This window comes from Candidatus Palauibacter irciniicola (assembly GCF_965208695.1).
Lineage (GTDB): Bacteria > Gemmatimonadota > Gemmatimonadetes > Palauibacterales > Palauibacteraceae > Palauibacter > Palauibacter irciniicola.
Window position 1 is genome coordinate 2,451,821 of the sequence record NZ_OZ242352.1, and the last position, 21,112, is coordinate 2,472,932.

Annotated in this window: 20 protein-coding genes; 14 read left to right on the top strand and 6 right to left on the bottom strand. The window is 68.9% G+C overall.

Annotation, left to right across the window (positions count from 1 at the left end; genetic code table 11):
• The first annotated feature begins 46 nt into the window (after positions 1–46).
• On the top strand, positions 47–1,054 hold the full coding sequence (locus tag ACOGI9_RS10645; protein WP_419857111.1) for an ARPP-1 family domain-containing protein: 1,008 nt from the start codon (positions 47–49) through the stop codon (positions 1,052–1,054).
• 94 nt (positions 1,055–1,148) lie between these two features.
• Positions 1,149–2,348 (top strand): TCR/Tet family MFS transporter, encoded by a 1,200-nt coding sequence (locus tag ACOGI9_RS10650; RefSeq protein ID WP_419859277.1) that lies wholly within the window; start codon positions 1,149–1,151, stop codon positions 2,346–2,348.
• A gap of 34 nt (positions 2,349–2,382) precedes the next feature.
• On the opposite strand, the gene ACOGI9_RS10655 is transcribed toward ACOGI9_RS10650, so the two are convergent.
• Genes ACOGI9_RS10655 through ACOGI9_RS10665 form a run of 3 tightly spaced genes read right to left on the bottom strand, consistent with a single transcriptional unit; the run spans position 2,383 to position 6,786 of the window.
• Positions 2,383–4,494: a prolyl oligopeptidase family serine peptidase gene (locus ACOGI9_RS10655; protein WP_419857112.1), complete on the bottom strand. Its 2,112-nt coding sequence runs from the start codon at positions 4,492–4,494 to the stop codon at positions 2,383–2,385.
• Positions 4,495–4,513: 19 nt separating this feature from the next.
• Entirely contained in the window at positions 4,514–5,389 is an 876-nt protein-coding gene (locus ACOGI9_RS10660) for a hypothetical protein (protein ID WP_419857113.1), read from the bottom strand.
• A gap of 8 nt (positions 5,390–5,397) precedes the next feature.
• Positions 5,398–6,786 carry a c-type cytochrome gene (locus ACOGI9_RS10665; RefSeq protein WP_419857114.1) on the bottom strand — a complete coding sequence of 463 codons (1,389 nt, stop codon included), beginning with the start codon at positions 6,784–6,786 and terminating at the stop codon, positions 5,398–5,400.
• A 201-nt stretch (positions 6,787–6,987) separates the two neighbouring features.
• On the opposite strand from ACOGI9_RS10665, the gene ACOGI9_RS10670 reads away from it, so the two are divergent.
• The 6 genes from ACOGI9_RS10670 to ACOGI9_RS10695 all read left to right on the top strand — a co-directional run bounded on the left by ACOGI9_RS10670 (position 6,988) and on the right by ACOGI9_RS10695 (position 14,187).
• Positions 6,988–9,051, top strand: coding sequence for a PQQ-binding-like beta-propeller repeat protein (locus tag ACOGI9_RS10670; RefSeq protein WP_419857115.1), 2,064 nt, complete (start codon positions 6,988–6,990; stop codon positions 9,049–9,051).
• 58 nt (positions 9,052–9,109) lie between these two features.
• Positions 9,110–9,781 carry a hypothetical protein gene (locus ACOGI9_RS10675; RefSeq protein ID WP_419857116.1) on the top strand — a complete coding sequence of 224 codons (672 nt, stop codon included), beginning with the start codon at positions 9,110–9,112 and terminating at the stop codon, positions 9,779–9,781.
• Between the two features lie 77 nt (positions 9,782–9,858).
• Entirely contained in the window at positions 9,859–10,605 is a 747-nt protein-coding gene (locus ACOGI9_RS10680) for a hypothetical protein (RefSeq protein WP_419857117.1), read from the top strand.
• 18 nt (positions 10,606–10,623) lie between these two features.
• The gene (locus ACOGI9_RS10685) at positions 10,624–11,805 is read left to right on the top strand and encodes a hypothetical protein (RefSeq protein WP_419857118.1); all 1,182 of its coding nucleotides are present in this window, start codon (positions 10,624–10,626) and stop codon (positions 11,803–11,805) included.
• 142 nt (positions 11,806–11,947) lie between these two features.
• Positions 11,948–13,036 carry a hypothetical protein gene (locus ACOGI9_RS10690; protein WP_419857119.1) on the top strand — a complete coding sequence of 363 codons (1,089 nt, stop codon included), beginning with the start codon at positions 11,948–11,950 and terminating at the stop codon, positions 13,034–13,036.
• Between the two features lie 170 nt (positions 13,037–13,206).
• Positions 13,207–14,187, top strand: a complete 981-nt coding sequence (locus ACOGI9_RS10695) for a D-2-hydroxyacid dehydrogenase (RefSeq protein WP_419857120.1) — start codon at positions 13,207–13,209, stop codon at positions 14,185–14,187.
• Between the two features lie 13 nt (positions 14,188–14,200).
• Here ACOGI9_RS10695 and ACOGI9_RS10700 read toward each other — a convergent pair whose 3' ends face one another.
• Positions 14,201–15,073, bottom strand: coding sequence for a DUF4198 domain-containing protein (locus ACOGI9_RS10700; RefSeq protein ID WP_419857121.1), 873 nt, complete (start codon positions 15,071–15,073; stop codon positions 14,201–14,203).
• Positions 15,074–15,260: 187 nt separating this feature from the next.
• On the opposite strand from ACOGI9_RS10700, the gene ACOGI9_RS10705 reads away from it, so the two are divergent.
• On the top strand, positions 15,261–15,926 hold the full coding sequence (locus ACOGI9_RS10705; protein WP_419857122.1) for a peroxiredoxin: 666 nt from the start codon (positions 15,261–15,263) through the stop codon (positions 15,924–15,926).
• Between the two features lie 156 nt (positions 15,927–16,082).
• A complete protein-coding gene (locus tag ACOGI9_RS10710) occupies positions 16,083–17,378 on the top strand; it encodes an amidohydrolase family protein (RefSeq protein WP_419857123.1) in 1,296 nt (431 codons plus the stop codon).
• A 36-nt stretch (positions 17,379–17,414) separates the two neighbouring features.
• On the opposite strand, the gene ACOGI9_RS10715 is transcribed toward ACOGI9_RS10710, so the two are convergent.
• Both ACOGI9_RS10715 and ACOGI9_RS10720 read right to left on the bottom strand, forming a co-directional pair.
• Positions 17,415–18,035 carry a thiamine pyrophosphate-dependent enzyme gene (locus tag ACOGI9_RS10715; protein WP_419857124.1) on the bottom strand — a complete coding sequence of 207 codons (621 nt, stop codon included), beginning with the start codon at positions 18,033–18,035 and terminating at the stop codon, positions 17,415–17,417.
• Between the two features lie 15 nt (positions 18,036–18,050).
• Positions 18,051–18,560 (bottom strand): thiamine pyrophosphate-binding protein, encoded by a 510-nt coding sequence (locus ACOGI9_RS10720; RefSeq protein ID WP_419857125.1) that lies wholly within the window; start codon positions 18,558–18,560, stop codon positions 18,051–18,053.
• A gap of 222 nt (positions 18,561–18,782) precedes the next feature.
• On the opposite strand from ACOGI9_RS10720, the gene nthA reads away from it, so the two are divergent.
• From nthA to ACOGI9_RS10740, 4 genes are all read left to right on the top strand, one after another.
• Positions 18,783–19,454 carry a nitrile hydratase subunit alpha gene (gene nthA / locus ACOGI9_RS10725; protein ID WP_419859278.1) on the top strand — a complete coding sequence of 224 codons (672 nt, stop codon included), beginning with the start codon at positions 18,783–18,785 and terminating at the stop codon, positions 19,452–19,454.
• On the top strand, positions 19,451–20,107 hold the full coding sequence (nthB, locus tag ACOGI9_RS10730) for a nitrile hydratase subunit beta (RefSeq protein ID WP_419857126.1): 657 nt from the start codon (positions 19,451–19,453) through the stop codon (positions 20,105–20,107). Before nthA ends, nthB begins: the two co-directional genes overlap by 4 nt.
• Positions 20,107–20,499 (top strand): nitrile hydratase accessory protein, encoded by a 393-nt coding sequence (locus tag ACOGI9_RS10735; RefSeq protein WP_419857127.1) that lies wholly within the window; start codon positions 20,107–20,109, stop codon positions 20,497–20,499. Before nthB ends, ACOGI9_RS10735 begins: the two co-directional genes overlap by 1 nt.
• Before the next feature lie 171 nt (positions 20,500–20,670).
• Complete coding sequence (locus ACOGI9_RS10740; RefSeq protein WP_419857128.1) at positions 20,671–20,895, top strand: type II toxin-antitoxin system Phd/YefM family antitoxin; 225 nt, start codon at positions 20,671–20,673, stop codon at positions 20,893–20,895.
• Positions 20,896–21,112: the final 217 nt, after the last annotated feature.

Sequence of the window (21,112 nt, forward strand, 5' to 3'; positions counted from 1 at the left end):
TACTGTCAACAGCGTATCAACACTGACAATATCAAGGAGGGGAGACATGAACCAGATCACGACCGCCATCGCCGGCCTCGAGGTCGGCGAACCGACCTTCCGCGGCGGCCTCACGGTGTTCCCCCTGCTTTCCCGGGAGACCTCGGACCTCGACTACCTGCTGCTGGGAGACGGGCTTCGCGAGGACCGCGTCGTCGTGCGCGAGGTATCCATGGGGGGCAGCGTCCCCGACCTCGAGGTGGAGAACCGGTCCGACCGTCCCCTGCTCATCGTGGACGGCGAGGAACTCGTCGGCGCCAAGCAGAACCGGGTCGCCAACCTCACGATGCTGCTCCCCGCCGGGAAGACGACGATCATCCCGGTCTCGTGCGTGGAACAGGGCCGCTGGTCGTACGACCGCCCCGGGTTCCAGGTGACGAACCGGATGCACTTCGCGAGCGGGCGCGCGGAGCGATACGCGAGCGTGCAGGAGTCGATGCGGAGCGAGGGGACGCGGCGCTCCGACCAGAGCCGGGTGTGGAGTTCGATCGACGACAAGGCCGCGGCGATGGAAGCCCCATCGGAGACGGGCGCGATGAGCGAGATCTTCGAGCGCCACGCGGCGGCGCTGGACGACTACGTCCGGGGAGTGGAGGCGGCTCCGGATCAACTCGGCGCCATCTTCGCGGTGGCGGGCGGCAACTACGGACTGGACCTCTTCGACCGTCACGCCACCCTCGCCGCGTTCCTCCCCAGGCTCGTGCGAAGCTACGGCGTCGACGCGCTGGAACGGCGCTCGGAGGGGGGCACGGCGGCGCCGGCCTCCGCGGCGCGGGACTTCCTCGACCGCTTGCGAGCGGGCTCCTTCGATCAGCACCCGGCGGTCGGCCTCGGGCGCGATGTGGGAATCGTCGCCGAACGCGCCATCGGAGGCGCGCTCGTCGCAGACGACACCATCGTGCACCTGACGGGGTTTTCCAACCCCCGGGCCGGCCGCGGCGAGCGCGCCGGAGAGCAGGTGTATGCGAACTACCACCAGAGGCGCGACGCCCTCCGCCGACGGCACGCGAGCTAGTAGCTTATGTGACCCGCCAGCGCGTTGGCGGCGTTCCGGCTAACGATCGCGTGGAGGACGGTTGAAAGCTCCCGGGCGGGGCCGCGAGGCGGCGATGGTCTTCATCTTCATCACCGTCTTCATCGACGTGCTGGGGATCGGGATCATCGTCCCGATCCTTCCCGAACTCATCAAGGAGTTCACGGGCGGAAGCACGGCGCGCGCGGGACGCTGGTTCGGCGTGCTCGCGGCGACCTACGCCGTCACCCAGTTCTTCTTCGCGCCCATCCTGGGGTCGCTCTCGGACCGGGTCGGGCGCCGGCCCGTCATTCTGATCTCGCTGTTCGGGCTCGGGATCGACTACATCATCATGGGGCTCGCGCCCTCCATCGGCTGGCTCTTCGCGGGGCGCCTCATCGCAGGCGTGATGGGCGCGAGCATCACCACGGCGAACGCATACGTCGCCGACGTGTCCGAGCCCGAGAAGCGGGCCCGGAACTTCGGACTCATCGGCGTCGCGTTCGGCCTCGGCTTCATCTTCGGCCCCGCGGTCGGCGGGCTCCTGGGCGGGATCGATCTGCGCCTCCCCTTCTTCGCCGCGGCGGGACTCGCCCTCGTAAACGGGCTGTACGGCGTCTTCGTCCTCCCGGAATCGCTGCCGCCCGAGAAGCGCGACGCCTTCAGCTGGCTGAAGGCCAACCCGGTCGGGAGCCTCTTCGTGCTGCGCTCGTACCCGCTGGTGGCGGGCCTCGCCGTGTCGTTCGTTTTCATGATCCTCGCTCAGCGCGGCCTCGAGACCGTGTGGGTCCTCTACACGGGCCACAAGTTCGGCTGGGACGAACTCGCGAACGGCCTGTCGCTGGCGCTGGTGGGACTCATGGCGGCCATCGTCCAGGGAGGACTCGTTCAACCCATCATCAAACGCACCGGGGAGCGCCGCGCCATCCTCGGCGGGCTCGCGCTCGCCGTGATCACGTACCTGGGCTACGGCCTCGCCACGCAGGGGTGGATGCTCATCGCCTTCATCATCTTCGGCTCCATCGGGGGCGTGGCGGGCCCCGCGCTCCAGAGCCTCGTGGCCGGAGCGGTGGAGCCGCAGGACCAGGGGAAGGTCCAGGGCGGCCTCCAGTCGCTCATGAGCCTGACGAGCATCCTGAGCCCCCTGATCTTCACCAGCCTCCTGTTCAGCTACTTCACGTCACCCGCCGCCCCGGTGGAGTTGCCGGGCGCGCCCTTCCTGCTCGGCGCCGTGATGTACGCCACGGCGTTCGTGCTCGTGTTCCGCCTCTTCCGCCGCATCCCGGCCGCCGGATAGGCGTCGGCGCCCAGACGTCTGCTGGCACTCGGCCTCAGGACACTCCGAGTTGCTGGAGGAGGAAGGCGAGTTCCATCGCGGCGTTGCGGACGTTGCGGCTGAAGGAGCGGCCGCCGGCGTGGCCCGTGCGCTCGTCGTAGTCGAGGATCACCGGCAGGCCGGAACTCGAGGCGGCCTGGAGGCGCGCGGCCATCTTGCGGGCCTGCAGCGGCGGCACCCGGGTGTCGAGGTCTCCCTGGGTGAGCATGACGGCGGGGTAGGCCACGCCGTCGCGCACGTTCTGGTACGGGGAGAAGGTGCGGAGGACCTCGAACTCCTCGGCCACGGCCGCGTTCCCGTACTCCAGGAGCGCCGGCATGTTGTTCGTGTCGGTGAACTGGTAGAAGCGGACCATGTCGAGGTCGGGCAGGCCGCAGTAGACGGCGCGGAAGAGGTCCGGCCGCTTCGTGAGGGAGGCGGCGACGAGGAGCCCGCCGTTGCTCCCGCCGCGGATCGCGAGCCGGTCGGGGTTCGTGTAGCCGTTCTCGACCAGCCACTCGGCGGCGGCGATGAAGTCGGCGAACACGTTCGGCTTGTTCTCGAGCATGCCGGCCCGGTGCCATTCCTCGCCGAACTCGCCGCCGCCCCTCAGCGTCGCCATCGCGTACACGCCGCCCTGCTCCAGCCACGCGGCGGCGCGGGCGTCGAAGCGGGGCAGCAGGTTCACGTTGAAGCCGCCGTATCCGTACAGGAGGGCGGGACTTCGCCCGTCGAGCGCCAGTCCCCGGCGGTGGGCGACATACATCGGGGCCCGCGTCCCGTCCTCCGAGGTATACCAGACCTGCTTCAGTTCGTACTCGGAACCGTCGAAGGGGACGGATGACGGCCGCCACTCCTCCGTTTCCATCGTCTCGAGGTCGAGCTTGAGGATGGTGGAGGGGGTGAGAAGCGATGTCAGCGTGAGGAGGGCCTCGTTCTCGTCATCTCCGTGCGAGCGCAGCGTCGCCACGTGGTGCGCGGGAATCGGGATCTCGCCCTTCACGGCGCCGTCCGGCCCGTAGCGCACGATCCGGCTGCTCACGTCGCGCAGGTAGTCGGCGTACAGGTCGTCGCCGATGAACCGGTAGCCGGTGAGGAGATCCTCTCCCTCGGGCAGCACCTCCCGCCACCGCGCCGGATCCGGGTCGGGGTTGTCGAGGTCCACCGCGAGGATGCGGTTCCTGGGCGCGTCCAGGTTCGTGAGCAGGTAGAGTTCGTCGTCGACGAAGCGGGTGCTGAAGCGGGCGGGCGCGCCGACGATGAGCGGTGCGGGCGCCGTCCCGGAACGGAGGTCGTGCAGGTAGACGTCCGTCCGCGCCCAGCCGTGCTGTACGGTGTAGACGTGCCACCGGCCGTCGCCCCCCTGCGAGAAGCCCACGAACCGCTCCGGGCCGTGCCCCTCCCCGAACAGCTCCTCGTCCTCCTCGAGGTCGGTCCCCAGCCGGTGGTAGCGGATCCGTGCGCCCGTCTCCCGCGACCGGCGGCTGTAGTAGAAGCCGTCCCCTTCCGGATCGAAGGAGACGTTCCCGTACAGGTAGGTCGGCAGGCGGTCGGGCAGGTCCTCGCCGCTCTCCAGGTCGCGGACGCGGTACTCCCGCTCGTCCCGTCCCCCGTCCCGGACGGCGTAGATCATGAGGCGGCCGTCCGGCGAGAAGTCGATGATGCTCACGCTGGTCGTGGCGTCATCGCGGAGGTCGAGCGGGTCGATGACGACCTCGAACTCGCCTGCGGGGTCGATCGGGGTCTCCTGCGGTTCGTCGGGCGCCGGCCTGCGGTAGATCGCTCCGACCTCCCGGCCCGGCTTCCGGAACGAGAAGTACTCGTAGTCCCCCGCCCGGCGCGGGAAGATCGCCCCGGGCGCGTCCATCAGCTCGCGCAGCCTGCCCTCGAGACCCGCGCGCACCGGCGTGTCGCCGACGATGCGTTCCGCGTAGGCGTTCTGCTCGGCGATCCAGGCGCGGGTCTCGGGGCTCTCCTGGTCCTCGAGCCACCGGTAGTCGTCCGTGAACTCGACGTTGTGCAGGGTGTCGACGACGGGAATCCGGGCCGTCTCGGGCGGGGGCGGCCAGGCCTCGCACGCCGCCACGCAGACGGCGAGCGCGGCCAGCCGAAGCGGCGGGAGAGCCATGGCGCCTCCTGTCAGGCGGTCAGGGGGTGACGGTCACCCGGACGTAGGCGTTGCTCCAGCAGCACTGGTCGCCGCCGGCGCTGTCGTTCGCGTCCCAGTTGTCGACGCGCGCGCGCAGGACGTACTCGCCCGGCTCGCTGAACGTCGCCGCGGTCATCGTCTCGCCGGTCCCGCCCTCGACCGTGATCTGCCACGGCTCGAACTCCACCGGCGCGGCGGGCCCCTGGTGCTTGAACCAGCTCACCTCCACGTCGACCGCCTGGTTCACGAGGTCCTCGGGGTCGCGGACGGAGACCTCCTCGGTCCACAGGTGCAGCGTCAGGGGTTCGCCCACCCGAGCCGTGCGCGGTTCGCCCCACACGCCCTGGACGTGCTGGCCCGCCTCCCCCTCGGGGTCGAAGCGGACGAGGGGCGGTATCGACCCCATGGCACGCGGTCCGTAGTCGAGCTGCAGCGCCGGGGCGAACACGCGGGCCGGCACGGGATACGTCACGCCGTTCGAGGTGATCGTCCACACCACGCGCTGCTCGCCGTCACCGTACGACGCGGGCACGGTGACGGAGAACACGCCGCGGTCCCGGCGCGGCCGCACGGGGAAGTGCGTCGGCTGCACGCCATCGAACTCGGCCGGCTCGATGAAGTTGTCCGGGCCGATCGGGATTTCGATGACTTCCCGGGTGTTCAGGTTGAAGTAGCCGAAGGAGAAGGTGAAGGTGCCGTCGTCGTTCCGGTACCAGCCCTCGAAGAACGGGGCCACCGGCTCGCCCTTCGGAGGGATGGGCGCGAGCGGAAGGCGCTGCACCTGCTGGGCGTGAACGGGCGCCGGCCCCCCGACGAGGGCGACCGGCGCCACCTGGGCTGCGACCATGGCGGCCGCGATATGTAGGCTGCGCATGCCTCGGCTCAGTTGTCGTCGTTGCTGCTGTCGCCGGCGTCGTCGTCGGTCGCGAGTTTCTTCTCCCGCTCCTCGACGAGCCGCTGGTAGCCTTCCTCCGTGAGGTGCGTCACGGCGAGCCACGCGTGCGACATCTCATCCCCCGTGCGCGCGCCGCGCGCGTACCAGATCTCCGGATCGGGGGTCAGTTCGTTCTCCGCCGTGTTGTCGTACCACCCGGTCATGACGAGCACCGTCCCGGGCGGGAGCAGCGGCGCCACGTCATCCTCGTAGATGTAGCTGTGATGCCAGCGAGCGTCGAAGTCCGTGACCATGCTGATGAGTTCGAGCCTGCCGTCGGGGTAGAGCGCCTGGATCGACATCGCGTGCAGGTGCACATGCCCGTGCGGTTGGAAGCTGTCGAGCCTCACGGGGTGGTCCCACCGGTAGAACCCCTGTGTCATCGCGGTCCCTCCCGGCGCCAGCGCGATGTCTCCCCTGAGAGGGTAGAGTCGCAGGTCCTGCTGGAACTCGGGCTCGTAGCCCTCCTCGTGGAACCAGATCCCGAGTTCGACCTGGTCGCCGGGCACGTCGTATCCCATGGGATAGTAGTGGGCGTCCCACTCGATCCTGTCGTTCACCTTCAGGAGCCGACCCGCATCCGTGGGCACGATCTCCCCGACCTTGCCCATCGCGTACTCGGACAGGCTCTGGATTCGCTGGTACTCCCCTTCTTCATTGAGTCTCAGGAGACGGGGGATCGCGTGGTGCACGACCTGACGCCCGGCGGGGAAGGAGGGACGCGTCTCGAACGCCATCACCCAGCGGTCCTCCTCGAGTCCCGTCGGCACCTGCGGCCGCCACCAGGTGTCTCCGCCCTCGGCCGGGACATCGAACGGCTTCGACTTGATCACGTGATCGGGCGGGCCGAGGATGTCCTCGAGCTGCCACTTCTGCTCGTTCGGCCACTCGATCGGGGGCGGCATGTCGGCCGGATCCCCTTCGGGCGCCCCGGCGTCGGCCCAGGCGACGATCGTCCCGATGTCCTCCTCGCTCAGCCGCCAGTCATCCTTGATGTCCTGGATGCCGACGCCCGTGTCGAGGTGGAACGGGGGCATGAGCCGCTTCGAGACCAGCTCCTTCATGCGAGACGCCCAGCGGCGCGTGTCCCGGTATTCGAGGAGCGGCATCGGACCCACGGATCCCGGCCGGTGGCAGTTCTGGCAGTTCGCCTGGAGGATCGGTGCGACGTCCTTCGAGAACGTGACATCCGCCTCGGACCCTCCGGCACCGTTCGCGGCCGGGCCCTGTCCGGCGAGATCCCGGAACGTGAGACCCAGGGCAAGGGGCACGATGAAGACGGCGAGGGCCGCTGCATGCGACCAGGCATGGCTCGAGTGACGATGCGATCCACGCATGAGGCAACCTCCTCCAGATGGAACGGCTCCGCCGCTGCTTCCGGCGACTCCTCTTTAACGCCCTGATACAGTGCGAAGAAACATCGCCTGCGTGCAAGGAGACGTTGCGTCCCGGGAAACGCGCGTCCACGATGGAGTGTTATCCTTGCCGTACACCGGACGGCGAACTTCGGAAGAGAGAACAGCGAGAGCGGACGGATGATGAAGAACCACTGGAGCTGGCGGCCGAGCAGCGCCCTTCTTCTCCCCCTTCTCTTCGGAGCCATCGCGGGCGCCCCCGTCGCGGCGCAGGGCCCGGGCGTGGAGGGAGCCGCGTGGACCTACTACGGGGGCGACGCCTGGCACACCCGCTACACGCCGGCGACGCAGATCGACGCCTCCAATTTCGAGAGCCTCGAGGTCGCGTGGCGCTGGGACGCTTCGAGCTTCGGGCCGAGCACGGCGCGGGCCACGCCGTCCTACGTCGACGGGAAGCTGATGACGGTCACGGGCGAGAACCGTCACGTCATCGCCCTCGACCCCACCACGGGACGGCTCCTGTGGAGCTTCGCCGAACCCATGACCTGGCGGCACGAGTACTCGATGCGGAAGGCCTACGGGAAGGGCGTCGCCTACGCCGAGGTCGGGGGCCGCGGGGTCGTCTACATCATCAGTCCCGGGTTCTTCCTCTACGCGCTCGACGCCGAGACGGGACGGCCGCTCGAGAACTGGGGCGAGGCGGTGCCGCTGCCGGGATTCCCATCCTCGGGGACGGTGGACCTGGTGGCGGACCTCATCGAGGGCTGGGGACCGTGGGAGGACCTCAACCAGGAATACGATCCGGATCAGGGGATGCCGCTCGAGATCGGCTACATCACCGCGTCGTCCCCTCCCATCGTCGTGAACGATGTGGTCGTCGTCGGCAACTCCGCGGAGCAGGGGTACAACCAGACCCGGAAGGAGATGGTCCCGGGCGATATTCTGGCCTATGACGCGCGCACCGGCGAGTTCAAGTGGAAGTTCCACATCATCCCGCGGCCGGGCGAGTTCGGGCACGAGACGTGGGAGAACGACGCCTGGCAGTGGACGGGTGACGTGTCCCCGTGGGCGCCGCTCTCGGCGGACCCGGAACTCGGACTCGTCTATCTCGTGACGAACGGCGCCACGATCGACTACTACGGCGGTTTCCACCCCGGCGACAACCTCTTCGGCACGAGCATCGTCGCGCTCGACGTGGAGACGGGAGAGCGCCGCTGGCACTTCCAGTTCGTGCGACACGACATCTGGAACTACGACACGCCGACCGCCCCGATTCTGATGGACGTCGTCGTGGACGGCCGACCGATCAAGGGCGTCTTCCAGGCGACGAAGCAGTCGTGGCTGTACGCGCTCGACCGCGAGACGGGCGAGCCGATCTGGCCCATCGAGGACCGACCGGTCCCGCAGTCGAAGGTGCCGGGCGAGAAGCTCGCCGAAACGCAGCCGCACCCGACGTGGCCCCTGCCCTACGACCTGCAGGGCCGCACCGAGCAGGACCTCATCGACTACACGCCCGAACTGCGCGACATGGCGCTCGAGTACGCGCGTGATAACGACCTCTTCGTGCCGCTGTTCAACCCGCCCACGCACGTCGGGAACCCGGACGGCGAGGGCGCGGCGCTCATCTGCCCCGGCGGGGGCGGGGGCGCGAACATCACCGGGCCGCCCGTCGCGGACCCCGTGAACGGGATCGTCTTCGTCACGTCGACCAGCGGATGCTCGCCGGTCATGGTGGCGCCGGGGATCGAATCCGAACTCGACGGGCCGGACCAGACGGGCGTCACCCACTCCGAATTCTCCCGCGCGATCGGCGTCGTGACGGAGAGCACGGCGGACCAGGCGACCATCGAGGGGCTGAGGATCTGGAAGGGGCCGGTGGGGCGGATCACGGCGATCGACGTGAACACGGGCGAACACCTGTGGATGATTCCGCACGGCGATGCGCCCGAGCGGCAGCAGGCGGTGATCCGCGACCATCCGATGCTGCAGGGAGTGGACGTGAATCCGAACCAGGGCCGGCGCGGCCATTCCGCCATGGTTGCAACTCCGACGCTCCTTCTTGCGTCTGGACAGACGACCGATGGCACGCCGCACCTGTTCGCGATCGACAAGCGGACCGGCGAGCGCGTGGGGCAGGTGGAGTTGCCCGGCAACACGCGCTACGGGATGTCGAGCTGGGTCCACGAGGGCAAGCAGTACGTGATCATTCAGCTGACCGATGGGCTTGCGGCGCTGGCCCTGCCCTGACGGCCACTCGGGCCGGACGGGCTGAACCTTTCTCAAGAGCCTAAGGAAGAAACAGAAAATGCTGCGTGAACATCTGAATTCCGGACGCGCGGGCGTCTGCATCGCCGTGGCGCTGTCCGTCCTCGTCGCGGGGGCATGCATCGAGAGCGAGGACACGATGGAGCCCGTGCCCGCGAACGAAGCACCGGTCGCGGTCGGTGCCGTGCCGCCGCTGGCCGTGGCGGCCGGCGACCATGTCATGGTGGACGTGTCGGGCTTCTTCCAGGATCCGGACGGCGACCCGCTGGTGTACGGCGCGGGCACATCGAACGCGCTCGTGGCCGGCGTCTCCGTCTCGGGCAGCACGATGACCGTGGTCGGGGTCGGGACCGGCCAGGCGGCCGGGTTGATCTTCGCCCGCGATCAGGCCGGCGGCGAAGCCGTGCAGAACTTCCTGATCACGGTGCCGAACCAGCCGCCGGTCGCGGCCCAGGCGCTCCCGGCGCTGAGCCTGACCACGGGCCAGGTAAGCCAGTTGAACCTGTCGCAGTACTTCAGCGATCCGGAGGGCGACGACCTGACGTATAGCGTCACGACCGGCAACACGCTTGTCGCGGTGGGCGCGGTGTCGGGCAGCACGCTCACGGTGGTCGGCGTGACGGTGGGGAGTACGACGATCACGGTCACGGCGCGGGACTCGGACGGCGGCGAGGTCCAGCAGCAGACGCCGGTCGTCGTGAGAAGCCGCTAGCGGGATGTGACCCGTCCGGGGATTGCTTCGTGTTAGGAGTGGCAGACGGACAACCCGGTTGGCTTGAAGGAGGCAACGTGAAGTACCGATTCAGACAGTCCTCGGTGGCGGCCGTCCTCGCCGTCGTCGGGGGAACCTGGGCGGCCGAAGCGCTCGCGGCGCAGGACTTTCTCTTCGGGCGTCCTGCCGCCACGCTCGGCGTCCGAATCGGGTACGCGATACCACGCGCGGACAGCGAGATCTTCGATTTAACGCGCAGGGAACTGACGGTCGACAAGGAGGACTTCAACGCGGTGGCGCTCGCCGCCGACCTCGGCATCCGGCTCTCCGACCGCATCGATCTTGCGCTGGGCATCGGGTTCGAGAACAGCGAAATCGACTCCGAGTCGCGCGAATTCATCGGCACGGACGACCTGCCGATCCTGCAGACGACGGATTTTCGCCGCATCCCGTTCACGGTCGGCCTGAAGGCCTACCTCACGGAGCGGGGACGGCGGATCAGCGATCTCGCCTGGATTCCGGGCAAGCTCGCTCCCTTCGTCGGAGGCGGCGTCGGCTTCATGTGGTACGAATTCGAGCAGGAGGGCGAATTCGTCGACTACGAAACGCTGGACATCTTCCACGACTACTTCTCGTCCAGAGCCGGATCCTCGCTCGCCTACGTGACGGCCGGATTCGACTACTCGCTCGGGCTGCGGTGGATTCTGACCGCCGAAGCACGTTATTCTTGGGCCAGCGCGGATATGGGCGGACACTTCATCGGGTTCGACAGGATCGACCTGAACGGACTCCGTGCCGCGTTCGGCTTTTCGGTACGGCTGTAAACCTCGAGGTATGGTCACATGACGAAACAGCGAACTGCTGGAATCGGCTCCGCTCTTTTCGTGGCGGCCGGGATGATGCTCGCGGCCGGGCCGCTGGCGACCGCGGCGGCGCAGGAGATGGACGAACGCTGGCTCGCCTGGATGGGTTGCTGGCAGCCTGTTCGTACTTCCACGAGCGCGGACGCGCCCGAAACGCTGCTCTGCTTCCGGCCCAGTGCCGACGAGGCCGGCGTCGAGATGATCGCGGTCGAAGACGGCGAGATCGCGTCCCGGGAAGTCGTGCGGGCGGATGGACAGCCCCGCGAGGCGACCCTGGAGGGCTGCAGCGGATCGCGGCGCGCGGTCTTCGCCTCGCGCCCGGGCCGGGTGTTCATGGATATGGACCAGGTCTGCGAGGGCGGCGTCGACCGATCGTCGAGCGGGATGTTCGCGATGATCTCGTCCGACTCCTGGATCGACGCACGGGTCGTCACCGTCGGCGGCGAGAAGATGACGTGGGTGACGCGATACCGGCTGGCCACGCAGAGCCAGGCCGAGGCCGTCGGCCTGGGTGAGATCGCGGCCGACCGGAGCATGGCCGTGCGCTCGTTGCGACTCGCGGCATCCGGACGGTATTCGGTCGGCGACATCATCGAGGCGCAGGCTCACGTGGATCCCGAGGCCGTGGAGGCCTGGATCGTCGAACACGAGACGCCTCTCGCGGTCGACGCCGACCGGCTCGTCCAACTCGCCGATGCCGGCGTGTCCGAAGGGGTCATCGACATGATGATCGCACGGAGCTACCCGGAGCGCTTCGCGGTGTCCACGGGCGGCGACGGCGGCGGACAGCCGTGGCTTGGCACGGCCGGTTACTACGACCCGTTCTACGGGGGTTACGGCTGGGGTTATCCCTACTACGGCCGCTTCGGCTACCGTTACGGTTACGGCTACTCGCCCTTCGGTTTTGGCGGCTACTCGCCCTTCGGGTACGGCTACGGCTACGGTTATGGGTACGGACCGACGATCATCCGTACGCAGCCCGCGAACAGCGGCGGCCGGGTGATCAGCGGACGCGGCTACAGCAGCGGAACCTCCAGAATCGGAACGCGTCCGACCGGGTCTTCGCGGGGGACGGCGTCGATCGGCACCTCGGGAGGCCGGTCGAGCGGGGGGAGCTCGACGGGACGGACGGCGCGGCGGCGCGGCGGCGGAGGTCTCTGAGTCCCGCTCTCCAACCCAGCGGACAGCTCTTCGAAAGGGCCCGGTCTTCCGGGCCCTTTCGCGTTCCACGTCTCGCGCCCGAAGCTCGCGAAGCGCAGATTGCCGATGCGGTCGATTCCGATGCCGGCACCGAGGAGGAACGATGAACGTGGACCGACCCGCCGCGCGCCCCTTCACCTACGTCGCGATCGGCGTCCTCGGACTCGCTGCTGCCGCCGCGGTACTCCTTCAGCCCGACGCGGCCCGCACGCAGACCACGGCCGGCGACTGGGAGCCCCCCCTTACGGCGCACGGCCATCCCGATCTCCAGGGAAACTGGACCAACCAGACGCTGACCCCATTCGAACGTCCGGAAGGCCAGGGACCCGTGCTGAGCCCGGACGAAGTCGCCGCCGTAGAGGGTGGCCAGGCGCAGACCGTCGCCGAACGGACGGCTCCCGTCGACCCGGACCGACCCCTGCCGCCGGGCGGTGAGCACCGGGTCTGCATCGACGGGGCCACGACCTGCTACGACGAGTTCTACCGCGAGCCGGGCGAACGCGTGGCGATCGTGAACGGCGAGCCGCGCAGTTCTCTCGTCACCGACCCGCCGGATGGACGGGTCCCGGACCTGACGCCGGAGGCGCGTCGGCGGCTGGAGGCGGCGGCGGAGTTCCGCGGCCGATTCGGCCAGTACGACCACCCCGAGCTTCGGCCGCTCGCGGAACGGTGCATCGTATCGTTCGGATCGAGCGCCGGGCCGCCGATGCTCCCCAACTACTGGTACAACAACAGCTACACGATCGCGCAGAACGAAGACTTCATCGTGATCATGGCCGAGATGGTGCACGACGCGCGGATCATCCCCATCCGCGACCCGCGGGAGCAGCTCGAGAGCCGGCCCGAGCCGGAGCACGTCACGCCGTGGTTCGGAAGTTCGGTCGGCTGGTGGGAGGACGGAACGCTCGTCGTCGAGACGACGAACCTGAACCCCGAGCACGCGTTCCGGGGGGTGCCGCCCTCGAAGGATCGGAAGGTCGTCGAGCGCTTCACGCGCGTGGACGAGGAAACGATGCTGTACGAGTTCACGATCGACGATCCCGCGGTGTACACGAGCCCGTGGGGCGGACAGGTCCCCTTCAAGCGCTTCGACCATCTGCTCTACGAGTACGCGTGCCACGAGGGGAACTACGCCATGTTCAACGTGTTGAGCGGCGCGCGCTACCAGGAGCGGATGGGGGGGAATCCGTAGCCCGCTCGCCGGGTTGCCTGCGTTCGCTCGTCGCCGCGCTGGCGGTGGCGGGCTGCGCTGCCGATCGTCCGCCGGAGAGCGCGGCCGAAGCGGAGCGCGCCCCGGCCGGGGTGTTCGGCCTGCGTCCGGGCCCCTCGCCCGATCGATCCTCGCCTGACTGGGAGCCGCCCGTGAAAGTCGTCGTCGCCGATCTGTGGCCCGGCCGCACGGCCGAACTCGCGGAGGTCGCCCCGGGCGTGGACCTCGTCGTCGTCGGAGACGGGCAGGCCGCGGCGGCCGAGGCGCACGACGCCGACGCGGTCCTCGGCGTGCTGAACGCGGACATCCTCGCCGCCGGCGACCGGCTCCGCTGGGTGCAGCTCGCCTCGGCGGGGGTCGAACGCTACCTCGCGCTTTCCGGGCTCTCCGACGCCGAGGACCTCGTCATCACGAACGCGCAGCGGATCTTCGCCCCCGGCGGCGCGGAGCACGCGCTCGGCATGGCGCTCATGCTCGCGCGACGGTTCCACACGGCGCTCGACCTGCAGCGCGAGCGGCGCTGGGACATCCGGCCGCTGACCGGGCCCTCTCCCTACCGAGGCGAAGGGAGCGAACTGCTCGAGCTCCGGGGCCGCACGATGCTCGTCATCGGCCTCGGCGGGATCGGGACGGAAACCGCCCGCATCGCGCACGGGATCGGCATGCGGGTCATCGCCACGCGGAACAGCAGCCGGGAGGGGCCCGACTTCGTGGAGAAGGTCGGGCTGGCGTCGGAACTGCCGGATCTCGTTCCCGAGGCGGACGTCATCGTGAACGCCCTGCCGCTCACTCCGGAAACGGAAGGCCTCGTCGACGACGCTTTCTTCGAACTGACGCGGCCGACCGCGCTCTACATCACGCTGGGACGCGGACGGACGACGAACACGGGGGCGCTCGTCCGCGCGCTGCGGGAGGGCCGGATCGCGGGCGCGGGTCTGGACGTGGTGGACCCCGAGCCGCTCCCGCCGGACCACGTCCTCTGGTCGATGCCGAACGTGATCATCACGCCGCACCTCGGCGGCGACTCCGATGAACACATGGAGCGGATGTGGATCCTCTTCCGCGAGAATCTGCGCCGTTTCGCGGCCGGCGAGCCGCTTCTCGCGGTCGTCAACCGGGAGCGCGGCTACTAGCTACTAGCGCCGGCTAGCCGCCCCGGATCTGGAACGTGAGCGTGGCCCAGTTGGACTCGTAGTCGAGGTCAGGCTCCGACGGCGTCTCCACCATGTGAATCGTCCGGATGTACCAGCGTCCTCCGCCGACGAGCGGGATCGTCGCGACGCCGTCCCCGTCCGTGCGAACCTCGACCGCCTCGTTGTGTGCACCGGTATCGTCGTGCGAGTGGGGGTTGAATTCGTAGTTCGCGTAGAGGAGTGCGTTCTCGACCGGCTCGCCTGCGCGGAGGAACCGCACCTGGAGCTCATCACCCACGACGAGATCGTACGGGTTCTGCAGCGGGATGATCTCGACCGGATAGCCGAGCTCCTCCGCCCATTCGCCGCTCCGCTCGTCGCCCACCTGGACGATCGCCTTCACGTGTTTGCTGTAGCGCTCGGCCGCGTCGTCGTTCGTCTTGCCGGCCGCCTCGCGCTGCGCGATCTCGTCGACGAGGCCCTCGTGAACCAGGTAGTCGTTGAACTCCGGCCCCGTTAGCGGGATCACGCGGGCCGCCGTCGACACGCCGATCGTGTAGGTCCCGGCCGAGCCCGTCTCGAAGGTCAGCAGCGCCGTGTCGACGCTGTCCGCGTGCCAGTGGAACATCGCCGTGTCCCGCCACGCCTCGGTCGGCGGGTGCACGACCCCATCCGGTCCCACGATGCTCACGTCGAGCATGCGGTCGCGCGTGATGTGATTCTCGCTCTCGTCGAAGTCTCCGTTGAAGAGCGCAACGACGTTCGTCGAGTTCGGCTCCAGGAAGAAACTCTCGAGCTTCAGGTACATCGTGTGCGCCCGCGCCGTCGCGACGATGGCAACAGTAAGGGCGGCGGTCGTCAACAGGACACGGCGTCCGATCTTCATCAGGGATCCTCCGGAGTCTCCGGCTTCTCGGGTTCGGTAGCGCATCGCCGAGCAACATGCGCCGATCCGGGCGAGTTCGGCCATAGTCGGCGACAGGCCGACGTGGTTACCATGGCGGGAAGGGCCGATCATGGGCTTCGTCGCCAGCAGCGACTATCCGGCGACCACCTCGAAACAGGGAGCAGTCATGACGCTTCGCATCAACGACACGGCGCCGGATTTCACGGCGGATACGACGCAGGGCCGAATCCGCTTCCACGACTGGATCGGGGACGGGTGGGCCCTCCTCTTCTCCCATCCGAAGGACTTCACGCCCGTGTGTACGACGGAACTCGGCGCGGTGGCCGCGCTGCAGGACGCATTCGCGGCGCGCAACTGCAAGATCATCGGGATCAGCGTCGACGGGGTGAGCGACCACGAGGCCTGGTCGAAGGACATCGAGGCGTCGCAGGGGCACGCCGTCGGCTACCCGCTGATCGGCGACCCGAGGCTCGAGATCGTCAAGGCGTACGACATGCTGCCGGCCGACGCCGGCGATACGTCCCAGGGCCGCACACCCATGGACAACGCCACGGCGCGTTCGGTGTTCGTCATCGGCCCCGACAAGAAGATCAAGGCCACCCTCACCTATCCGATGAGCACGGGCCGCAACTTCGCCGAGATCCTCCGGCTCCTCGATTCGTGCCAGCTCACGGCCGAAAAGCAGCTCGCCACGCCGGCCAACTGGGAGCAGGGCGACGACGTGATCATCGCGCCGGCGGTCACCGACGAGGAAGCGAGGAAGCGGTTCCCGGAGGGCTGGGAGCAGCCCCTTCCCTACATCCGCGTCGTCCCGCAGCCGCAAGACCGCTAGCCGTTGCGGTTCGCGCCGACACGAAGCATCGCCGGAACCGGCGGGGGGCTGCTCCTCGCCGGCGTTCTCCTCTCTGCGTGCACGGCCGGTTCCGATGCGGGCGACACAGCCTCGGGGGGCGGCCGGCTCCTGATCGATGGCGGTACGGTCGTCGTGATGGACGACGCGGGCGCCGTCCTCGAGGGGGGCGCGGTGCTCGTGGAGGGGGACCGGATCTCCGCCGTTCTCGACGGTGAAGCGCCCCGCCCCGCCGGCGTGCCGGTGCTCGACGCGACGGGGCACCTCGTGATCCCCGGACTCGTGAACACTCATGGCCACGCCGCCATGTCGCTCCTGCGGGGACTCGCCGACGACATGCCGCTGATGACCTGGCTGAACGAGCACATCTTCCCCGCCGAGGCCGAACTGGTCGACCCCGAGTTCGTCTATTGGGGCACGCTGCTCTCCTCCATCGAGATGCTGAAGAGCGGGACGACGACGTTCGCGGACATGTACTACTTCCGCGATGACGCGGCGCGTGCGGCCATCGATGCGGGCATCCGCGCCGTCATGGGCCCGCACGTCATCGGCTTCCCCGCCCCCGACTTCGCCTCGCCGGCGGCGACGATGGCCGACGCCGCCGAGTTCATGGAAACGTATCGCGACCACCCCACCCTGGTTCCCGGAACGGCGGCGCACTCGCTGTACACGACGTCCCTCGACGATGCGCGCGCCGCGCTGCGGCTGGCCATCGACCACGGCGCGCCGTTTCAGATCCACACGGCCGAAGATGCGAGCGAGTTCGCGACGGCGACGGAACGGACCGGGATGGGCGTGGTGGAGGCGCTCGAGTCCATCGGCGCGCTCCGCCCGGGGACGGTGCTCGCCCACTCCATCTACCTCTCGGACGAGGACATCGAACGCATTGCAGCCGGGGGCGCCGGGGTCTCACACAACCCGCAGAGCAACCTCAAACTCGGGATCCCGCGGGCGGCGCCTGTCGTGGAACTGCTCGCCGCCGGGGTCCCCGTCGGGCTGGGCACCGACGGACCGGCAAGCAACAACGACCTCGACCTGTTCGACGAGATGGACGCCGCCGCCAAGCTCCACAAGTTCACGAACGCCGACCCGACGGCGCTCCCCGCCGAGACCGTCTTCCGCATGGCGACGATGGGGGGCGCCCGCGTACTGAACCTCCACGACCGCATCGGCTCGCTCGAACCGGGGAAGCGCGCCGACATCGTGCTGCTCGACACGCGGCGCGCCGGGCTCACGCCCCTGTACAACGTCTATTCCCACCTCGTGTACGCGGCTCGAGGGAGCGATGTCGCTACCGTCCTCGTGAACGGCCGCGTCGTCGTCAGGGACGGCCGGGTGCTCAGCGTCGACGAAGCGGAGGTCATGGAGCGGGCGTACACCTTCCGCGACCGGGTACGGGAGGTCATCGCCCGGGTCGCCGAGGAGACGCGCTAGCCCCGCCCGGCAGAATACCGCTGGCAGGTGTGAAGGCTACGCGCCGCTTGCGTGTCCCGGCTGCGGGGGCGGCTCCCAGCCCGTCGCGGCGCGGCGCTCCTGCACGCAGCGCCTGAAGCGGAAGGCGTTCTCGGGGAGGGCGAAGTCCATCCCGTAGTTGTCGGGACCCACGGCGTCGACCCGGGCCACGATCACGCCGAGGTCGTCCCGCTCCATCGCCTCGACGAACGCTTCCCCGAACGCCATCGGCGAATCCACGGCCACCGCGTGCTCGATCCCCGCCCCGCGCGCGATCGCCGCGAGATCCGTGACGCCCGACGTGGTGTGCGACTCGAATCCGCCCGTCGAGAGGAGGCTCCCGTTGTCGAAGATGATGTGGAGGAGGTTCCGGGGCCGGTAGCGCGCGAGTGTGGTGAAGGTGCCGAGGTTCATCAGCGCCGATCCGTCCCCGTCCAGCACGATCACCCTCTCGTGCGGCAGATGGTTCGCGAGGCCGAGACCGATCGACGAGGCGAGCCCCATCGCGTGCTGCAGGTAGAAGAAGTTCTCGCGGTGGCCGAGGTCGTACAGCTCCTGGGCGCACGCCCCCATGATCGTGACGACCAGCTTGTCCTCGATCTCGGGGTAGATCAGTTCGAGGCAGTGCACCCGTTCCATCCGTCTACATCCCCCTCAGACTTCCATGAGGTCGCGCGTCAGCAGCAGCGCGACCGGCGAGAGCGAACTCTGCGACAGCGTGTACGCCTCGGCGATCTCTTTCGCGACGAGCGCCGGATCTCTCGCGTGGTGGTAGGGGATGTTGAGCGCCTGGAGCAAACCCTCGGTCACGATCCCGCCACGAGTGTGCCACGGGTACGGCTCGCCCCAGTGGCCCCGGACCGCGATGAGCATGCAGAGCGGGACGGAATAGAGCTGGGCGAGGGAGATGATCCCGTTCATCGCCGCGAAGAAGCCGTGGTTCTGCATGAGCAGGATGTGCGGCTCGCCGGCGAAGTACGCCCCGGCCGCGACTCCGACCGCCTCCTCCTCCTTGGCGACCTGGATGAGATCGACCTCGGGGTCGTCCTCGGCGCGCTGCAGGAGCAGACCGAGCCAGGTCTCCGGCAGGGCGGAGATGCTCCGGATGCCGGCGGCCTTGATCCCGTCGAAGACGGCCTTCGAGTTCTCGTAGGAGACGGTCATGCGCCGAACGGTGCGCGGACGGCTCGGGCCGCGCAATCCCGCTCGCCCGGCGGCTCGTCGCGTCAAAACGGCGGACAGGTTGCGCCACGCGGCGGCCCGTGAACACCATGAACGCAGCAAGGAGTGCGTATGGACGAATCTGAAGGGCGGCCGGTCGACCGGCGCGGATTCATCAGGGACGCGGCGGTGGGTGCGGCCGCGTTCGCCACCCCGGGAAAGCTGATGGCAGAGCAGCCGGAGTCCTCTCACGCCCACGAGACCGGGCACGGACACGGGCACGACCACGATCACGACCACCAGGACGTGCCGCCGGACATCGCCCTCCGGGTGCGGGCGCTCGAGTCCGTCCTCGTGGAGAAGGGGATGGTGGACTCGGCGGCGCTGGACCAGATCGTGGACACGTACGAGAACCGGATCGGCCCGCGGAACGGAGCCGAGGTGGTCGCGCGCGCGTGGGTCGATCCCGCGTACCGCGAGCGGCTCCTCGCGGATGGGACCGCGGCGATCGGCGAACTCGGCTATCTCGGCGGCCAGGGCGAGCACATGAAGGTGGTGGCGAACACGCCGGAGGTGCACAACCTCGTCGTCTGCACCCTGTGCTCGTGCTACCCGTGGCCGACGCTGGGCCTGCCGCCCGTGTGGTACAAGTCCGCCCCCTTCCGGGCGCGGGCGGTGATCGAGCCGCGCGCCGTGCTGAGCGAGTTCGGCCTCGACGTGCCCGAGGATGTCGAGGTCCGCGTCTGGGACAGCACCGCGGAGATCCGCTATCTCGTGCTCCCGGAGCGGCCCGCCGGCACCGAGGACATGACCGAGGAGGAGTTGGCGGGGATCGTCAGCCGCGATTCGATGATCGGCGTGGCCCGGGTCGAGGCGCCGTCGGGAGGCGACCGGTGAACACCATCCACGACATGGGCGGCATGGACGGCTTCGGCCCGATCGAGCCCGAGGAGAACGAACCCGTCTTTCACCACCGCTGGGAAGGGCGTGTGTACGCGCTCACGCGCGCGGTCGGGCCGTGGGGCCGGGGGCGCGAATGGCCCTCCTTCCGCTACACGCTCGAGAGCATCCCCCCCGTCGAATACCTCAGCATGTCCTACTACGAGCGCTGGTTCCGGATGATGACGACCCGGCTGCTCGTGAGCGGTCTGATCTCCGAGACCGAACTGGAGACGGGCTACCCGGATCCGGGGACGCCGCAGCCGGAGCTGCTCCCGGCTTCGAACACCGGGGGGCCGGGCGCCGGGCTCCTCGACATGGATGTACCCGCCCGCTTCGCGCCGAACGACCAGGTGCGCGCGCGGAACCTTCACCCGCGCGGCCACACGCGGCAGCCGCGCTACGTCCGCGGGCGGCAGGGTACCGTGGTCGAGGACTACGGCGTCTACGCGCTGCAGGACACGGACGAGGAGGGACGGCGTCCCCTCGACCGCCGGCCGCAGCACGTCTACTCGGTGCGCTTCGAGGCGCGGGAACTGTGGGGCGAGCGGGCCGCCGCGGGCGACGCGATCTACGTCGACCTGTGGGAAGACTACATGGAGCCGGCGTGATGACGAGCGCCGGACGGGGCGGAGCCGAGCGTGTCGACGCCGAACGTCTCGCCGTACTCCCTCCGCTGCCCGCGGACGAGGAGGGCCCGGTGTTCGAGGCGCCGTGGCAGGCGCAGGCCTTCGCGCTCGCGGTGAAGCTCTCCGAGGAAGGTCACTTCACCTGGAAGGAATGGGCCGGGACGCTCGCCGACGAACTCGCCGAGGCGGAGGCCCGCGGTGAACCGGATGACGGCTCCCGGTACTACCACCACTGGGTCGCCGCGCTCGAACGGCTCGTCGTCGACCGCCGGCTCAGCACCTCCGCGGCTCTCGACGATTGCAAGGAGGCGTGGGCGGACGCCTACCGCCACACCCCGCACGGCCAGCCCGTGGAACTGCACCGCACCGACTGAACACAGCCACGCGTTCCCGCGGGAACGTCTTTCTCGAAGCTGGGAGGCGACGATGCGCCATCACGATCACTCGCCGTCGCTCGGGACTCTTCTCGATCTTCCTCATCCCCTTGGAACGCGGAAGCCAGCTTGTGACTTGATTGGTCATTATGCCGAGACTAGACTGAACTTATGACTACCGTATCGATTTCATCTCTCAAGGCCAATCTCTCGCGTTACCTTCGCCACGTCCGGCGGGGCGGCGAGATTCAGATCCTCGACCGCGGGGTGCCGGTCGCCAGGTTGATCGCGGCCCGGCCGGGGGGCGACGACGCCGTGCGCGACCGGCTGATTGCCGATGGTCTTCTCCGGCCCCCTCGGGATCGGCCGCATCGATTCTCGACCATCCTCCCATGAAACTGTCGACGCATTTCGCAAGCCTTGGCGACCGGCTGTGAGGTATTGGGATGCGTCGGCCCTTGTCCCGCTGATCGTCTCCGAACCCGGGAGCCCTCGAGCGTGGCTCCTCGACGATCACGTCGTGACTTGGGCCTGGACCCGGACGGAGATCACGAGCGCTCGAAAGGCGCACGCGCGAAGGGACGCTGACCCGGGGGGAGCGGCGGACGGCTCT

What these genes read in the sequence shown, in the direction of transcription:
- ACOGI9_RS10645 (WP_419857111.1), top strand. Translation starts at nt 47, where the DNA reads ATGAACCAGATCACGACCGCCATCGCCGGCCTCGAGGTCGGCGAACCG.
- ACOGI9_RS10650 (WP_419859277.1), top strand. Translation starts at nt 1,149, where the DNA reads ATGGTCTTCATCTTCATCACCGTCTTCATCGACGTGCTGGGGATCGGG.
- ACOGI9_RS10655 (WP_419857112.1), bottom strand. Translation starts at nt 4,494, where the DNA reads ATGGCTCTCCCGCCGCTTCGGCTGGCCGCGCTCGCCGTCTGCGTGGCG.
- ACOGI9_RS10660 (WP_419857113.1), bottom strand. Translation starts at nt 5,389, where the DNA reads ATGCGCAGCCTACATATCGCGGCCGCCATGGTCGCAGCCCAGGTGGCG.
- ACOGI9_RS10665 (WP_419857114.1), bottom strand. Translation starts at nt 6,786, where the DNA reads ATGCGTGGATCGCATCGTCACTCGAGCCATGCCTGGTCGCATGCAGCG.
- ACOGI9_RS10670 (WP_419857115.1), top strand. Translation starts at nt 6,988, where the DNA reads ATGAAGAACCACTGGAGCTGGCGGCCGAGCAGCGCCCTTCTTCTCCCC.
- ACOGI9_RS10675 (WP_419857116.1), top strand. Translation starts at nt 9,110, where the DNA reads ATGCTGCGTGAACATCTGAATTCCGGACGCGCGGGCGTCTGCATCGCC.
- ACOGI9_RS10685 (WP_419857118.1), top strand. Translation starts at nt 10,624, where the DNA reads ATGACGAAACAGCGAACTGCTGGAATCGGCTCCGCTCTTTTCGTGGCG.
- ACOGI9_RS10690 (WP_419857119.1), top strand. Translation starts at nt 11,948, where the DNA reads ATGAACGTGGACCGACCCGCCGCGCGCCCCTTCACCTACGTCGCGATC.
- ACOGI9_RS10700 (WP_419857121.1), bottom strand. Translation starts at nt 15,073, where the DNA reads ATGAAGATCGGACGCCGTGTCCTGTTGACGACCGCCGCCCTTACTGTT.
- ACOGI9_RS10705 (WP_419857122.1), top strand. Translation starts at nt 15,261, where the DNA reads ATGACGCTTCGCATCAACGACACGGCGCCGGATTTCACGGCGGATACG.
- ACOGI9_RS10710 (WP_419857123.1), top strand. Translation starts at nt 16,083, where the DNA reads ATGGACGACGCGGGCGCCGTCCTCGAGGGGGGCGCGGTGCTCGTGGAG.
- ACOGI9_RS10715 (WP_419857124.1), bottom strand. Translation starts at nt 18,035, where the DNA reads ATGGAACGGGTGCACTGCCTCGAACTGATCTACCCCGAGATCGAGGAC.
- ACOGI9_RS10720 (WP_419857125.1), bottom strand. Translation starts at nt 18,560, where the DNA reads ATGACCGTCTCCTACGAGAACTCGAAGGCCGTCTTCGACGGGATCAAG.
- nthA (WP_419859278.1), top strand. Translation starts at nt 18,783, where the DNA reads ATGGCAGAGCAGCCGGAGTCCTCTCACGCCCACGAGACCGGGCACGGA.
- ACOGI9_RS10735 (WP_419857127.1), top strand. Translation starts at nt 20,107, where the DNA reads ATGACGAGCGCCGGACGGGGCGGAGCCGAGCGTGTCGACGCCGAACGT.
- ACOGI9_RS10740 (WP_419857128.1), top strand. Translation starts at nt 20,671, where the DNA reads ATGACTACCGTATCGATTTCATCTCTCAAGGCCAATCTCTCGCGTTAC.